The sequence below is a fragment of the Arthrobacter sp. ZGTC412 genome (assembly GCF_002929215.1).
In the GTDB taxonomy this organism is placed as follows: Bacteria; Actinomycetota; Actinomycetes; order Actinomycetales; family Micrococcaceae; genus Arthrobacter.
This window is the reverse complement of sequence record NZ_PJII01000019.1, coordinates 22963-38002: the sequence shown is the minus strand read 5'-3', so window position 1 is coordinate 38002 and position 15040 is coordinate 22963. Positions and strand designations below refer to the sequence as shown.

The window sequence follows — 15040 nt, the reverse complement described above, 5'->3', positions numbered from 1 at the left end:
CCTAGTCTCACTCCCAAGCGTGCGCACGCCGCTACGCCATATTGCGCAGCTACTTAGTTAGTGGCACTATCTAGTTGTGAGTGACATCGAATTCGACCAGGAGCTGACCCGCGCAGCACTTCCGCAGGCAGTGCTCGCGGTGCTCAGCCACGGAGAAAGTCACGGCTACGCCATCGCCGAGGTCCTTCGTCAGCACGGCTTCACGCGCATCAAAGGCGGGACGCTGTACCCGCTCCTAAAGAGACTCGAAGACCAAAGGCTCGTGGAGCACACATGGCACCACGACGAGTCCGGCCCGGGCCGTAAGCAGTTCACACTCACTGACCAAGGCCGCCAGGAATTGGAGCGCTCAGCGACAGCCTGGCGCCGAATGAGCCAGACCCTCTCCGAGATCCAGACGACCCGACAGGAACAACCATGAGCTACGAGCGAAGCCTGACTTTCAACCTCAGAGTGCGCGGGCTGTCTGAAGTCGAAATAGCCGAAGCCCTCGATGAGGTCCGGGCCCACGAGGCGGCCACAGGAGCGCCGCCGCAAGAGGAATTCGGCACCGCGCAGGAATATGCCAAGCAGTTCCCCAAGAAGAAGAGGCGCACTCGGGGACAAACCATCACTACAATCAGCACAGCCCTCGCCGCGGCTTATGTTCTGCTCGCGGTTATCCTGATGCTCGTCTTCAGAGTGGACATCCGCGACTTCGTCGGGCCGGTCACGCTCCAGCCGGCCGCGGGACTTGTCCTGGCTGGCTTGCTGGCCGGCTTTCTCACCGACTACTTCCAGCCGGTGCAGCGATCCAGGGCTGCCGGCTCAGCCGTCCGCTAGGAACACCCGCGCTCCAGGCGTCAGCCAGCTTGTCGACAACGGGCCGACTTGGCGCTTCCGACGTCGGAAAAGGACCCCGCCGTCTGTCCGCTTTGAGTCTAAGACTCTGCAGCAGGGCATTTGCAGGAGCAGCCTTCCGACCCTACTCTGACGGTCATTACGTTGTTGCCTGACGTCAGGTTGGGCTGTAGTTCAACTAGCACCCCAACCGCGGCATGTGCGGTCAGGATGCGAACTGCTTCCTGAGGTCTACTTTGCGGATTTTCCCACTCGCCGTCCGGGGCATCTCTTTAATGAACATGACAGATTTGGGGATTTTGTAGCGGGCCAGCCGTCCGTCCAAGTGCGCGCGGAGTTGTTCCTCGGTAAGCGAGGCGCCCTCGCGGAGCGTGATGATGGCACGCGGCACCTCGCCCCATTTGGAATCTTTAACCCCGATTACTGCCACGCTCGCCACGGCGGAAAGCTCGGCGATTGCGGCTTCAACCTCTGCCGGATAAATGTTCTCGCCGCCAGAGATGATCATGTCCTTAATGCGGTCTGAGACGAACAGAAATCCCTCTTCGTCCCTGTAGCCCATGTCCCCTGAGCGGAACCATCCATCAGCGTAGCTCTCCGCTGAGGCGTCCGGTTGGTTCCAATACTCCTTGATGACGTTGGGACCGGAAATCTGGATCTCGCCTACCTGTCCCGCCGGCAGGGGCCCGCCCAGGGAATCGGCGATCCGGACGTCCGTGAAGAAATGGGGCAGGCCGGCCGAGCCGGCCTTATCCTTCGACCTCGACACCGGCAGCATGGTGACCCCCGGCGCCGTTTCGGTCATGCCATAGCAACTGGTGAAGCCGATGCCGCGCTCCTCATAGGCGTCCAGGACCCGGCGCGGAATGGCCGACCCGCCGCAGGTGAGCTTGTCCAGGGAGGTAAGGTCCGCCGTCGACCATCCAGGGTGGTCGCAGAGCATCTGGAACGTGGTGGGGACGCCGTTAAGAGTGGTGACTTTGTGCAACCGGATCAGCTCCAGCACCCGGCCCGGATCGAACTTGGCTTCGAGTACAACGGTGGCACCTTTGAGCAGCACGGGCAGTAGGCCCATGTCCAGGGATGCCACGTGGAACAGCGGCGAAATCATCAGTGCCACGTCGTTCCGGTTCAGGTCCATGTCCACCACCGTGTTGAAGCAGTTCCAGGTGATGTTGCCGTGCGTCAGCAGCGCACCCTTGGGCTTGCCGGTGGTCCCCGAGGTGTAGAGGATCATGGCGCCGTCGTCCAAGGTCACGGCGACATCGGGGTGGGCCGCGGCTGCAGCCTGAAGTACCTCGTCATAGCGTTCGACAGCGGATGGCGGCTGAGCGGCGGAACCTTCCGTCCCGCCGTCGGGCAACACCAGGCGATGGGTCACCGCTGTCGCTTCCACTGATGAGGAGGCTACCGCCTCGAGGGTTGCGGCGTTGACCAGGAGCTTGGCTCCTGAGTCCTGCAGCTGGAACTGCAGTTCGGGGGCCGCCAGCCGCGTGTTGAGCGGGACGAAGATTGCTCCGAGCAGCCCGCAGGCGATGAAGGTCTCCACAAAGGAGGGGTGGTTCTCGCCGAGGTAGGCCACCCGGTCTCCTTTGGCCACTCCTCTGTCCTGCAAGGCATTGGCCAGCCGGTCCGTTCGGTCGGCGAGTTGGCTGTAGCTCAGGGTGCGGTCGCCGGATATGAGCGCCGCATTTAACCCTGACTTTTGGCGGCGGCGGTGCAGCCAGGATCCAACTCCGTTGTTGTTCATGCTTGATGTACTCCTAACGGACCGATGTGTGGTCGTTGTTCTTAGACTCCCGCGTCAGCAGGATGAGGACAATGGAAACCAGTGCCATGACTGACAGGAACACCACCAGGGGGATGATGCTCTGGCCCGGGTCCTTGTACAGGCTGGCGAGGATGGCTGGGGTGATTCCTGCACTGAGCAGGGTGGCCAGCTGGTAGCCGAGGGCGGCATTGGTGTAGCGGTTCGTGGTGTTTTTGTTGGCCGGCAGAGGCGGCATCGCGTGCGACGCCGCCTCTGCCTGGAGAGCGGTTTTGTAGAAGCGCCTTCTTGGGTGTGGAAGCGGTTCCTACTTGTAGAAGCGGGCGAGGAATTCGGCGACGACGGCGGGGCGTTCCTGGCCTTCGATTTCGATGGTGGCGTTGACCTTGATCTGGGCGCCGCCCTTGACCTCGGTGACCTCGGCGATGGTGGCCTGCATGCGGACCTTGGATCCGACCTTGACCGGGGAGGTGAAGCGGACTTTGTCCAGGCCGTAGTTGACCTTGGTGGTGACGCCGTCGACGTCGAACAGCTCGCCCCAGAACGGGATGATCAGGGACAGGGTGAGGAAGCCGTGGGCGATGGGGGCGCCGAACGGGCCGTCCTTGGCGCGCTCGGGATCGGTGTGGATCCACTGCTGGTCATCGGTGGCGTCGGCGAAGAGGTTGATTTGTTCCTGGGTGATCTGGCGGTAGTCCGTGGTGCCGAGGTCGGTCCCGGTCATGGTGAGCAGTTTGTCGAAGTCGACGACGAGATTGGGCATCATTGCCTCCTGGCAGTTAGTTTGTTTTTGGTTAAGGGAGTTGTGGTTTAGCGGGAGAAGGCGCTTTCGCCGGTGAGGGCGCGGCCGATGATGAGGGCGTTGATGTCGTGGGTGCCCTCGTAGGAGTAGACGGCTTCGGCGTCGGCGTGGAAGCGTGCGACGGCGGTGTCCAGGGTGATGCCGTTGCCGCCCACTACTTCGCGGGCCAGCGCCACGGTTTCGCGCATTAGCAGGCTGGTCTGCATCTTTGCCAAGGCTGAGTCCTGGTCCCGGTAGATGTCTTTGGCCTGCTGTTCGGTCAGGCGGACCACCAGGGACAGGCTGGCGGTGATGTTTCCTATCATCCGGGCAAGTTTCTCCTGCACCAGTTGGAACGAGCCCAGGCTGCGGCCGAACTGCTGGCGTTCGCTGACGTAGGAGAGGGCGGCTTCGAACGCTCCGGCCTGGATGCCGGCGGCGATCCAGGCCACGTCCGAGCGCATGGCCCTCAGCATTGCGGCGACGTCTTTGAAGGAGTTCACGTTGTGCAGCCGCATGGCCTCCGGGACCCGGACGCCTTCGAGGGTGATGTGGGCGTTCTGCATCATCCGTAGCGAGGTCTTGCCGTGGATCTTCTCCAGCGTGACACCCGCCGCCTCGCGTTCGACGAGGAAGGCTTTGACCTGCCCGTCGGCGACGTCGCGGGCAAACACCGCCAGGACGTCGGCGGTGGACGCGCCGCCGATCCAGCGCTTGGCGCCGTCCAGAACCCAGGAGCCGCCATTGGTGTCCTCTTCGAAGCGGGCCGTCGTGGCCAGGCCGCCGGCGATGTCCGAGCCATGCTCCGGCTCGGTCAGGGAGAAGACACCTTTGAGCGAGAAGTCGATGACCTTGGGCATCCACTTGCGCTGCTGCTCCTCGGACGCGCCCACGCGGATCGCGGTGCGGAACAAGCCGGCCTGGGCGGTGTACCAGGTGGCCACGGAGGCGTCCGTGCGGGCGAGTTCGAAGACGCGGAAGCCATGGTAAATCCCCCGCACCGGGATGCGTTCGCCACCTACGGCGCCGGTCAGGTCCGTCGGTTCCATGATGTCCAGGTCGATCAATGGCTGCGCCAGCTGCTCGGGGAACTCGCCCCGTTCCCAGTACTCCGTGAGCAGGGGCGTGGCCTGTTCATCGAGGAAGGTCCGGAGCCTGGCCAGGACCTGGCGTTCCTCGGTGGTCAGCAGACCCTCGGAGTCATACCAGTCAGCCACCGAATAAAGCCGCGCACCCAAGCGGGCCTCCGACGTCGTGGTGGTGCTCAATTCAGCCACCCAGCCCCAGCAGGCGGACCGCGTTGTCCTTCAGGATCTTGGGCCGTACCTCGTCCTTCAGCGGCAGGTCCGCGAACGCACCGAGCCACTTCTGCGGCGTGATGAGCGGGAAGTCGGTGCCAAAGAGCACCTTGTCCTGCAGCACGGAGTTGGACAAGCGGACCAGGGACTCGGGGAAGTACTTCGGCGACCAGCCCGAGAGGTCGATGAACACGTTCGCCTTGTGCGTAGCGATGGAGTTCGCCTCGTCCTGCCACGGCACCGAGGGGTGGGCCATGATGATCTGCAGGCCCGGGAAATCAGCGGCAACGGCGTCCAGCAGCAGCGGGTTGGAGTAGGCAAGCTTGATCCCGTAACCGCCGGGAAGGCCCGCGCCCATACCGTTCTGGCCGGTATGGAAAATGGCTGGCAGCCCAAGTTCCTGCAGCGTTTCCCACAGCGGATAGAACGCCTCGTTCGAGGGATCGAAGCCCTGCAGGGAAGGATGGAACTTAAAACCGCGGGCGCCGAGCTCGATGGCTTGGTGTTTCGCCCCGGCGATCGCGTCCTCCCCGGTACGGGGGTCAACGCTGCCGAACGGGATCAACACGTCGTTGTTCCGCGCGGCGCCGGCAATCAGCTCGGGAATGCTGTTGGGTTCGTGCTTGAGCTGGGTACGCGCGTCCACGGTGAAGACCACCGCTGCCATGTTCAGTTCCCGGTATACCTCGGCGATCCTGTCCAGGGACGGGGTGCGGTCCTCGGCCTTGAAGTACTTCGCCGAGGCCTCGGTCAAAGCGTCGGGAAGGGAGCCGTGCCCGCAGCTGTCCACTTCCAGGTGGACGTGCATGTCGATTGCGTCGAGCGTGGTCGCGTCGATGCCCAGTTCGTAATGGTCGGACATGATCAGTGGGCCTGTGCCGGTTCGGGCTGCAGTTCGGCGGGCAGCGGGAGGAACTCCTCGCCATAGCTTTGCAGGGTGTCCGGGCTGAACAGTTCGTCGGCCTTCTGGTGGAGGGTCTCGTAGTCCCAGCCGCCCTCGCGGTATTCAGTGGTTGCGGCTTCGGGGTGCGCCCAGACCTGCAGGCGGTCACCGCCGGCTCCGATCGCCTGGCCGGTAATGTTGGCGGCTTCGTCGGAGGCGAGGAAGGCAATAAGTCCGGCCACGTCGTCGGCGGTACCAAAGCCAAGGTCGTGGCGGAAGAAGGACGGCATGGCCTCCCCGCGTTCCTCGGCTTCTACGGCCTTCTGGAAGTACGGAACGGTCTTGGTCATTGCCGTGGCAGCAACGGGGATCACCGTATTGACGGTCACACCGGCCTTCTTCATTTCCAACGCCCACGTGCGGACCATGCCCACGATGCCGGCCTTGGCAGCGGCGTAGTTGGTCTGGCCGAAGTTGCCTCGCTGGCCAGTCGGGGAACCGATGGTGATGATGCGGCCCTGGACGTTGTTTTCCTTGAAGTACGCGAAAGCTTCGCGGACGCAGGTGAACGTGCCCTTCAGGTGCACGTTGATCACCAGGTCGAAATCCTCGTCGGTCATCTTCAGCAGGCTCTTGTCCCGCAAAATGCCGGCATTGGTGACCAGGATGTCCAGCCGGCCGAAGGCCTCCACAGCACCGGCAACAAGTGCCCTCGCGGCCTCAGTGGTTCCTACCGGAACCACTACGGCGCTGGCGCGCCCGCCGTCGGACTCAATCTGCGCCACCGCCTGCGCGGCCGTCTCAGCGTTCACGTCATTTATAACGATGGCGGCACCCTGACGGGCAAGTTCCCTCGCGTAAGCAAGGCCAAGACCCTGCCCGCTGCCGGTGACGATCGCAACTTTTCCATTCAAACTCATGATGCTCCTTCGCATGCTGTCCGGCTGCGGCCGGTAGGCCTTTGGTACTTCCACATGAGACCCTTGTCAGTATCCATGAGATTATGGATAGTTGAAAATGTCAATGATTGTTTTTACCAGCAGTAGGTGGGCATGGCAGTGCATAACAAAGAAGCCGTTGAAGCCCCGCGCCTTGCAGCAGCCAGCATCGGCAATGACGTCGGCCTGCTGCTCGCCAAACTTCACGCGGCCGGCTCGGTCCTCAACAACCGGGCATTGGTTGACTATGGTCTGCGGGAGCGTTCCTTTTCTGTCCTGACGCTTGCATGCAGCGGACTGGAGCCGACGCAGCGGGAACTGGCGGATTTTCTCAGTCTGGACCCAAGCCAGGTGGTCACGTTGGTCGACGAACTGGAACGTCGCGGCCTGGTGCAGCGGGTGCAAGGAAAGCAGGACCGGCGGGCCAAAATTGTCGTTTCCACCGCCGAGGGACGGAAGATGCACACCAAAGCGCGTGCGGCGATGGATGCCGCCGAGCTTGACCAGCTTGCCGTCCTTTCCGAAGAGGAATCAAAGGAACTGAAGCGGCTGCTTCGGAAGGCCTTGTGGCGGACTCCGGTATAGGCTAGTCGCGCATCTGGAGTCACCGGCCGACGAGGGAGCGCTGCGCATCCTGGGAAGATTCTGCCCTTTGCCTTGATCCGGCTTGCAAGTGGCGCGCTGCTGCAATCAGCCTTCCGCTTATGGCATCGTGGCGCTGTTTCCAACGACCGGTTTGCTTCTTCAAGCACGCAGCACGCCTGTCCGCGGATTCCCGGGTATCGAGCCCGGTGCTTGCCTTGTAGGAACCGGGAGTCCCGCCGTCACTGCGTCCACTTTGTAGGCCTTGGCCTGTGTGGGTCCATTCCAACCCTTCGTCCCCTGCACCGCCCGCTTGGCCCAGGAGTTCCGGTACCAACAACCGTGGTGCTGGAACGCATTTTCGTTCGCAAACGGAAGTTCGGCATAGCAGGTCAAGGCACAATCTCGTCGGGAGCTCGGTGGCCGCTCGTGCTTTGCCATGAACGGAAGGCGGAAATTAGAGCTTCGAGGCCGAGTGTAAATGCGGTATCAGCCCGTCCCGGGGAATGGTTGTGCGTTGAGCTGTTGACTGCAGTGAAGTGTGGATTGGTATCTGCCAACGTCCCGGGTTCGAATATGTCGGAGGGCGCGGTGGCATCGTAAGCGGATCCGAAGATGAAGGACTCCAGCGCTACTATGGCTGAGATGATCCGCTCGGCCGGAAATCCAGCATGGAGAAGTGTTTCGCTAACCTTCTCGTACATGGCCAGAGTCTGTGGTGCATCTGTCACTGGCAGGACGGCAATCACAGGAATTAATGGAGTGTGTTTCGCAAATACATCCCTATAACTCCAGGCCCAGGTTCTAACAGCTTCTTCCCAGGCGGCAACGCCAAACTTGGAGACGTCTACTTTGGCGGTCAGATGCTCCTGTAGGAGTACCAGGACATCCCGTTTAGCCGTGACGTGGTTGTACAGGGCGGACGGCGCGACGTGGAGCAGTTTTGCCAGTGCTGTCATGGTGAGTCCGCTGTATCCCTTGAGGTTGATTAACTCGAGGGCGGCCCTCGTGATCCGATCCTTGTCCAGCACCGTCGCAGGAGGGCGGCCGGCGCGTCTTTGCGGGTTCCCGTCATCTTCCGCGGGACCTTCCGGGTTGGCTGATGTTGCTGCCACCGCCTGCCCTTTCTCTATGCCCCCTGCCAGTCCCGGTTATATTTCGAGGAGAATTGGGTCCGGAGCAGGCAAGTTTGATCGCACCTATGCCACAGTCTCATCTGGGAGTGGAATGACCTGGTGACCAAGGGCAGGACCGTATATCGCCCGACAGTCGCACCCTGATGCGCCGATCCAGAACAGATCACCTGCTTCCGTCACGGCTTCGACCCTGCCCTCGCGGATAACTGCTCCTGATTCCTCGACCCGTACCCGTTGTCCCAGAAGTGTATTGATGTCCTGGGCGCCTCGAGGCGTACTGCTGTGCTTTTCCGGCGTCATTGTGCTCCTTCAACTTTTTTGACTACAGATGAGGCCTTAGGCGCTGCGGCGCTGGATGATGCTGTATGTTTCCGGAGCGCCGGACGATGTCTGATCGCGTGTGTGCTTGCAGATTTAGTATCTGGAACTGGTCCGGGGCGGAGGGAGTCGGCGGCTGCCGGTGGCTTCGAAGGCTGCGGCCAGGTGCAGCAGTTTCGTGTCGCTGTAGGCTCTGCCGGCAATGGTGAGCCCCACGGGCATGCCGATGTCTTCGGCTATGCCCATGGGGACCGTGACCGTGGGGATGCCCAGGTGCCGGGGGACCAGGTTCCCGTTCGCCACCCACACGCCATTGCGCCAGGCCAGATCAGCCGAGGCCTCGTTCCGGTCGGCGTCGGCGGGCCCGACGTCCGCTACCGCGGGGAACACCACGGCGTCTAAGCCCAGCCGGTCCATCCACTCCTCCAGGTCGATCCGGCGGGTTTCCTCCAGTCCGGCGAGTCCGTCCGGAAGGTGGGGGATGTCCGGCAGGGACGGCACCCCGTTTTTCCGGATCCAGGCGGGGTAGTCGCTGATGTCGTCGTCGAAGCCGTGATAGCGGTCCGGAAGGGATCCGTCCGGCGCGGGGAAGATCGCAGCGCCGTCGACGTCGGCCAGGTTGCGGAGGTGCGGGTCCCCGTTGGCGTCGAGGAAGTCGTTCCACGCCCAAGCTGAGAGGTCCACGATTTCGCGGCGCAGGTAGTCCGGGGACACCAGGCCGCGGGTGTCGATGGTGGGGGCGCCGGGGCGGTCCCCCTCGTAGTTGGAGACGACCGGGAAATCCACCTCGATGACCCTGGCGCCCGCGGTTTCAAGGTCGCGCCTTGCAGCGGTCCAGAGTTCGACGATGGACGCCCGGGTGTCGATGCGCTGGCGCGTGGGCCCACCGATGCCGGGTGCCTCCGCGGTCCCGGCGTCCGGGTCTGCGTTGATGTATATCCGGGGGATTCCGATGCGCTTACCGGCCAGGATGCGTTCAGCCGCCGCCGGGTCCTGGACCGCCAGTTCCAGGTACGAGTCCGGGCGGACCTCAGATGCCTTGGGGAGCGGGACCCAGGGCTGTACCCGCCAGAAGTCGCCGCGGGTTTCGGCGTCGTCCGCCACCACGACGTTCAGGACCTCCAAAAGGTCGTCCATGGTGCGGGTGTGCGGAACCACCACGTCCATGGTGGGAACCAGCGGCCAGTTCCCGCGGACAGAGATCACACCGCGTGAAGGGGTGTAGGCGCACAGGGCATTATTGGACGCCGGCGCCCGGCCGGATGACCAGGTCTCCTCCGCCAGGCCGAAGGCGGCGAAGCTGGCGGCGGTGGCCGTTCCGGAACCATTAGAGGATCCGGAGGCGAAGGCTGCCGTGAGGTAGTCGGCGTTGTAGGGGCTTTCGGCGCGGCCATACACCCCGCGCTGCATGCCTCCATTGGCCATCGGCGGCATGTTGGTCAGGCCGATCAGGACCGCCCCGGAGGCCCGCAAGCGTTCGATGGTGAAGGCGTCCTGCTGGGCCACCAGGTCCTTGAAGGCCGGGGACCCTGCGGCGACGGTGAGGCCGCGAACCTTGTAGCTGTCTTTCGCGGTGTATGGGATGCCGTCTAGCGGGCCCAGCGGGGTTCCGCTGCGCCGGCGTTCGTCCGATGCTTTCGCTTCCTGCAGGGCGCCCGGGTTCAGCACCACAAGAGCGTTAAGGCGTATGCCTGATGAATCGTACTTTTCGATTCGTTCGAGGTAGAGGCGTACGAGTTCCTCGCTGGTCACGGAGCCTGCCTCCAAGGCAGCGCGAAGTTCGGCGATGCTGGCTTCGACAACTTTGAAGGTGCTCACGACCGCTCTTCTTCCCTGCTGACTGTTGCCGGCTGCTGCTGGGTGATGCAGTGGATGCCGCCGCCGAAGGCGAAGATGTCACGGGCGTCCACGAGTTCCACGGTCCGGCCGGGGTAGGCACGTTCCAGGATGCCGGCGGCGATAGTGTCATTCGGATCGTCGAAGCTGCACAGCACCACCACGTTGTTGCCGACATAGTGGTTGATATAGGACCAGTCCACAAAACCTTCCTCGTCCTTCAGGACGGTGGGCGCTGGGACGTCGATAATTCGCAACGGCCTGCCGTGAGCGTCCAACTGGCCTTGGAGGGCTGTCCGGAGTTGCAGGTAGACGGCGTGGTCGGGATGGGCAGCGTCATCCTGGCGGTGCAGCAGGACGGTTCCGGGTCCGGCGAAGGCGGCCACGATGTCCACATGGCCGCGGGTGCCGAACTCGTTGTAGTCCCGTGTGAGTCCGCGTGGCAGCCAGATGGCTTTGCTGGTCCCCAGTGCGGAATGGATTTCGGCCTCCACTGATTCCTTGGTGGCGCCGGGATTGCGTCCGGGATCCAGCTGGACTGTTTCCGTTAACAGCACGGTTCCTTCCCCATCCACATGGAATCCGCCGCCCTCGTTGACTAGGGAGACGGAACGTGCGGGTGCTCCTGCCTGGTCGGCCACCGCCCGAGCCACCTCCTGGTCCTTGTCCCAAGACGCCCACTCCTGAGCGCCCCAGCCGTTGAATATCCAGTCGATGGCCGCCACGGAGCCATCTGGCTGGTGCACGAACGTGGGGCCGCTGTCCCGTAGCCAGGCGTCGTCGAGGGGCACTTCCACTACGGCGATGCCTTCCCCGAGCCATTCCCTTGCCGCCGTAGCATTGCGGGGATCCGCCAGCACTGTGACGGGCTCATAGCGTGCGATGGTATGGGCTACCTTGGTCCAGGCTGTGCGGGCCCGGTCAAGGGTGTCGCTTCCTCCCTCACCGAAAGTGTCGTTGGGTGGTGGGAATGCCATCCAGGTCCGCTCGTGCGCCTCCCATTCGGCAGGCATGCGGGTGGATGCCATCTCCGTAGTGGTGGCTTGGACTGGGGCGGGAGCTGGTTTCATGTGATTCTGCAGTTCTTCTTTGTTTTTTGGTGGTTTCAGGATGCCGCTGGGCCCTGTGGAGCAACGGCCAGTGCTTTACTGTCGAAGCCAGACGGGAAGCAATCGCTTTAGTTGAGGCTTCTCGTAAGGGCAGCTTCAGCCGCAACCCCTCCTTTTGCGGTAATACGTTCTGATGTGTGGCGTCCCATTCGGATGGCACCGTCAACGTGCTGGTAGCCTTCGGCAGCCAGGTCCGACGAGGACCAGTAGATGGGCCCGACGGGGGCGTGCTGGTCCTTGCCATAGCGGTGCAGGCCGCCGAGGTCGTAGCTGGAGGCGTAGGCGCCGCGGGTCCACTCCTCCGAACCCCAGTCCGACTCGTAATAGACCTCGGGCTCCAGGGCTTCGGCGCCGAGGAATCCGGCAATGGACTCCAGCACCGCGCCCTTGCGTTCTTCGGGGCTCAACTCGAAGACGGCGTCGGCCTTTTCGTCCGAGATGAAGCCCACCAGGGTGCCTCTGGTGTCCCCGAAGTTGGTGTTGTCGTAGACCTCCTGGACCAGGGATCCGGCGCCGAAGCAGGTTCCGGACAGGCCGGAGTTCCGCCAGAATGGGCGGCTGTAGACCGCGTGGACCTTGATGACCAGGCCCAGTGACTGGTGCTGGTGCATCTGGTGCTGCCGGCGGGGCAGCGGCGGGTTGAACGAGACGCGGGAATAGAGGTTGGGCGGCACGGCCATGATCACGAACCGGGCATTCACAGTGGCCCGTTCCGAGACCACGGTCACGTGGTGCCCGCCGTCGGCGTCCGGCTCCCAGTTGATGGTGCGCACCGGGGAGTTAAGGACGACGTCGTCCCCCAGCTCCTGCGCGAGCAGCAGGGAAACCTGCTGCATGCCGCCCACGACGCGCCGGTCCAGGATGAAGTCCTCGTCGGTGAGGTGGGTGAAGGACCCGGCCGAGGCGGCCATCAGCACTGCCTGCAGGGCGGAGAATGCGTGGGCGGGCTTGGTGAGCATACCGCCGGCAATGAAGAGGCCGATATTGTTGCAGGCTTCCTCGTTGGCGGAGTGCTGCCGCAGCCAGTGGTGGAAGGAGATGGTGTCGAGTTCCCGTGCCTTCGGGTGGGCCCAGGGTTCGGCAGGGCCGATCTCGGCCGCGAGCCCGTCCAGCAATGCGATCAGCTTGTCCATCTCGGCTTTGGTGTCTGCGTTTACCGGGAACTGGTCACCGGCATAGCGGACGGGGATACCGTCCTTGCCGATATACATTGACTCCCCCTCGCGGTACCGGGGGTACGTCTGCAGGCCGAGTTCGTCGAGCAGTTCCAGGAGTACGGTCTGGTCCGGCGAGACCCACTGGCCCCCAATTTCCAGCATGGCTCCGTCGACGGTGTCGGTCCAGGTGCGGCCGCCCACGCGGTCGCGTGCCTCAAGCACGGCGACAGTGAGGCCGGCCTTCTTCAGTTCGCGGGCTGCGGTGAGTCCCGAGGGCCCGGCTCCAACGACGACGACGTCGCGGTTCAGGTTCAGCATGATGTCCTCTCTTGGGTCCCCGCAGTGATGGGGACCACTAAATGAATGCCATTCATTTATTGTCATGATAGGTGTTCGAATGACTTTTGTCCTCCCCTGCTGGCTGACGCCTCTTGCTCTCGGAACTGGGGGAGCAGCCATTCAGGAACGGCTGGATTTGATCTCTTCGTAGTCCGACCAGAGGCCACCTTGTGAGGGATCTATTGAGCAGCACACTTAATGCAACCGCCGGTTTGCGTGCGTTGGCGTTGCTCCTTGCGGTTACGCCATCGATACTGTGTGAGTTCCTGCTGGAAGGTGGATTTCCTCGTTGTCCTCACGAACGACAACGATTGGCAGGGGGGAGTTGATCTCGAGTTGCGCGGCGTTGACGGCCACCGATATGGCACCTGCCGGTGACGGCACAACCCCGCGGGCAGCCTTTAGACCGCCTAGTCGGGGGGCGATCCGCACAGTTTGGAAGCCCGGGCGGTAGGGGGTAACACCAAGGATGTGCTGCACCAGGTCTCGGGCCGGGGTGGCACTCCAGCCGTGAACTGTCGTTCCCCAGCCCCAGCACTCCCCGAATGTGTCGTATCCATCCTGAAGGAACTGCTGCCATGACCGCAGGCCTTTGATGATCAGATCGGTCCGGCCGGCCGCAGCGAGTGCATCGTGCACTACGTAGCTGAAGAAAGGCTGTGCCCGCACTATTTCTCGGTGCACGTCCCAGTCAATGTACTGAATGCCTTTTGCCTGTTGATCAATACGTTCCTCGTCATAGTCTCCGTCGTCGCCGCCTATCCAAGACCGCACCACCAAACTCCGGGGGTCGGTGATAACTTCCGCTACTCGGTTTAGACGGTGGGCGGGGACGAAGCCCGCGATTATTGCCGCCGCGCCCGCTGCCTGTGATGCAGCAGGCTGAGGGTTGTCCTCCAGGATGTGGTCAATGTAGGTCCCTCGGTTCTCGTCCCAGAAGGACTCGAAGCCTTCCTTTGCTGCTTCCCATTGCTGCAGCGCCCATCGCGCTGATCCGGAATTTTCGGATTGCGTGCTCATGTCAGCAAATTCGAGCAACGCCCTTCCCCAAAGGGCGGTCAGGATGCTGCTGCGGCCAGTAGTGAAGATGCTGGACCAGTCAACCAGATTCCATTCCGGTAGATCGCTCAGGGTGCCGTGCGGATCGGTGTAGGCGGCGAACCAGCGCAGTATCCTTTCCACAGTAGGCAGATGGGGCTGGGCAGCTTCAACTCCCGCGTAGATGAAGACGTTGTGGACTGCGTGGATCCAATGAAGAGAGTAGTCAGGGATCGTAAACGTTCCCGAGTGCTCGATGTCACCGGCGACGCTCATCGGAAGGAGCCCGTCGGGCCGAGGCGAGTCGGCGAGCTGAACGTACTGCCGTGCCAACCGCCAATCAGCATTCGTCGTCAGGTGCACCATCTGATGCACCACCCCGTCCCCGACCCAAGAACGCAGCTCGCGTGTCGGGCAATCGGTGAATGCATCGAATGAGTTCAGCTGCACGGTCCTGATGCCCGCAAGAAAAAGAGCGTCAAGTTGGGCATCGTTTGACTGGAAAGCGGCCTCGCCCTGCCACGGATATGTGTGCTCACGCACATCGACGCGGTTGATGGTTACCGTAGCGGCGTGGGGCGCACGGACTGTGAGGTAGATGTACCGAAGCCCGGCAAGCTCGAGGCTTTCATAAGTGTCCCCGCTGCCTCTGGCGATGTAGCGCATTCCCTCGGCGCCGGTCGGCGCGGGGGCGGAGGGGCTGAGCGGTCGCTCCCGGTAATGCAGATCGAGGATTGTTCCCTCTGGTGCTTCTACGTCCAAGCGCACGAAGCCTGCAACGATTTTTCCAAAATCTAGTTCTAGGTACAGCCAGCTGTCGGCGCTGGACGTAATCGAAATTGGATACTCAGCATGCGACCGTGTCTTACCGGAGTCTCCAAGAATTTTAGCTATGAGCGGGCCCGGCTCGTCTGGGCAGGGGCCCGCTATGGCCTTCGCTTGCCCTGCCCTGATCGACACGGGTTGGATGATTTGTCCGGTCAACGGGGGCGTCAGTCGGGGCACAAGTTTTCCGTA

General features: G+C 62.7%; 14 protein-coding genes. 3 read left to right on the top strand and 11 right to left on the bottom strand.

Going from position 1 to position 15040, the window contains the following annotated elements:
- Nucleotides 1–76: 76 nt before the first annotated feature.
- On the top strand, nt 77–421 hold the full coding sequence (locus tag CXQ88_RS17685; protein ID WP_104045440.1) for a PadR family transcriptional regulator: 345 nt from the start codon (nt 77–79) through the stop codon (nt 419–421).
- Nucleotides 418–822 (top strand): hypothetical protein, encoded by a 405-nt coding sequence (locus CXQ88_RS17680; RefSeq protein ID WP_104045439.1) that lies wholly within the window; start codon nt 418–420, stop codon nt 820–822. The genes CXQ88_RS17685 and CXQ88_RS17680 overlap by 4 nt, the downstream gene beginning before the upstream one ends.
- Nucleotides 823–1045: 223 nt before the next feature.
- Here CXQ88_RS17680 and menE read toward each other — a convergent pair whose 3' ends face one another.
- From menE to CXQ88_RS17650, 6 genes are all read right to left on the bottom strand, one after another.
- Nucleotides 1046–2590: an o-succinylbenzoate--CoA ligase gene (menE, locus tag CXQ88_RS17675; protein ID WP_104045438.1), complete on the bottom strand. Its 1545-nt coding sequence runs from the start codon at nt 2588–2590 to the stop codon at nt 1046–1048.
- A 13-nt stretch (nt 2591–2603) separates the two neighbouring features.
- Nucleotides 2604–2846 carry a hypothetical protein gene (locus tag CXQ88_RS17670; RefSeq protein WP_373637777.1) on the bottom strand — a complete coding sequence of 81 codons (243 nt, stop codon included), beginning with the start codon at nt 2844–2846 and terminating at the stop codon, nt 2604–2606.
- A 69-nt stretch (nt 2847–2915) separates the two neighbouring features.
- On the bottom strand, nt 2916–3371 hold the full coding sequence (locus CXQ88_RS17665) for a MaoC family dehydratase (RefSeq protein WP_104045481.1): 456 nt from the start codon (nt 3369–3371) through the stop codon (nt 2916–2918).
- Nucleotides 3372–3418: 47 nt separating this feature from the next.
- The gene (locus CXQ88_RS17660; protein ID WP_104045437.1) at nt 3419–4666 is read right to left on the bottom strand and encodes an acyl-CoA dehydrogenase family protein; all 1248 of its coding nucleotides are present in this window, start codon (nt 4664–4666) and stop codon (nt 3419–3421) included.
- Nucleotides 4659–5549 (bottom strand): amidohydrolase family protein, encoded by an 891-nt coding sequence (locus tag CXQ88_RS17655; RefSeq protein ID WP_104045436.1) that lies wholly within the window; start codon nt 5547–5549, stop codon nt 4659–4661. The genes CXQ88_RS17660 and CXQ88_RS17655 overlap by 8 nt, the downstream gene beginning before the upstream one ends.
- Before the next feature lie 2 nt (nt 5550–5551).
- Nucleotides 5552–6490, bottom strand: coding sequence for an SDR family NAD(P)-dependent oxidoreductase (locus CXQ88_RS17650; protein WP_104045435.1), 939 nt, complete (start codon nt 6488–6490; stop codon nt 5552–5554).
- Nucleotides 6491–6622: 132 nt separating this feature from the next.
- Between CXQ88_RS17650 and CXQ88_RS17645 the strand changes: the two genes are divergently transcribed.
- On the top strand, nt 6623–7093 hold the full coding sequence (locus CXQ88_RS17645; RefSeq protein WP_104045480.1) for a MarR family winged helix-turn-helix transcriptional regulator: 471 nt from the start codon (nt 6623–6625) through the stop codon (nt 7091–7093).
- Between the two features lie 389 nt (nt 7094–7482).
- Here the strand turns inward: CXQ88_RS17645 and CXQ88_RS17640 are convergent, their stop codons facing one another.
- From CXQ88_RS17640 to CXQ88_RS17620, 5 genes are all read right to left on the bottom strand, one after another.
- On the bottom strand, nt 7483–8205 hold the full coding sequence (locus CXQ88_RS17640; protein ID WP_258061977.1) for a TetR/AcrR family transcriptional regulator: 723 nt from the start codon (nt 8203–8205) through the stop codon (nt 7483–7485).
- A gap of 435 nt (nt 8206–8640) precedes the next feature.
- Nucleotides 8641–10362: an amidase gene (locus CXQ88_RS17635; RefSeq protein ID WP_104045433.1), complete on the bottom strand. Its 1722-nt coding sequence runs from the start codon at nt 10360–10362 to the stop codon at nt 8641–8643.
- Nucleotides 10359–11408 carry an agmatine deiminase family protein gene (locus tag CXQ88_RS17630; protein WP_258061976.1) on the bottom strand — a complete coding sequence of 350 codons (1050 nt, stop codon included), beginning with the start codon at nt 11406–11408 and terminating at the stop codon, nt 10359–10361. Before CXQ88_RS17630 ends, CXQ88_RS17635 begins: the two co-directional genes overlap by 4 nt.
- A gap of 149 nt (nt 11409–11557) precedes the next feature.
- Nucleotides 11558–12964, bottom strand: a complete 1407-nt coding sequence (locus CXQ88_RS17625) for a flavin monoamine oxidase family protein (RefSeq protein WP_104045431.1) — start codon at nt 12962–12964, stop codon at nt 11558–11560.
- 261 nt (nt 12965–13225) lie between these two features.
- Nucleotides 13226–14983 (bottom strand): family 78 glycoside hydrolase catalytic domain, encoded by a 1758-nt coding sequence (locus CXQ88_RS17620; protein ID WP_258061975.1) that lies wholly within the window; start codon nt 14981–14983, stop codon nt 13226–13228.
- Between the last annotated feature and the right edge of the window lie 57 nt (nt 14984–15040).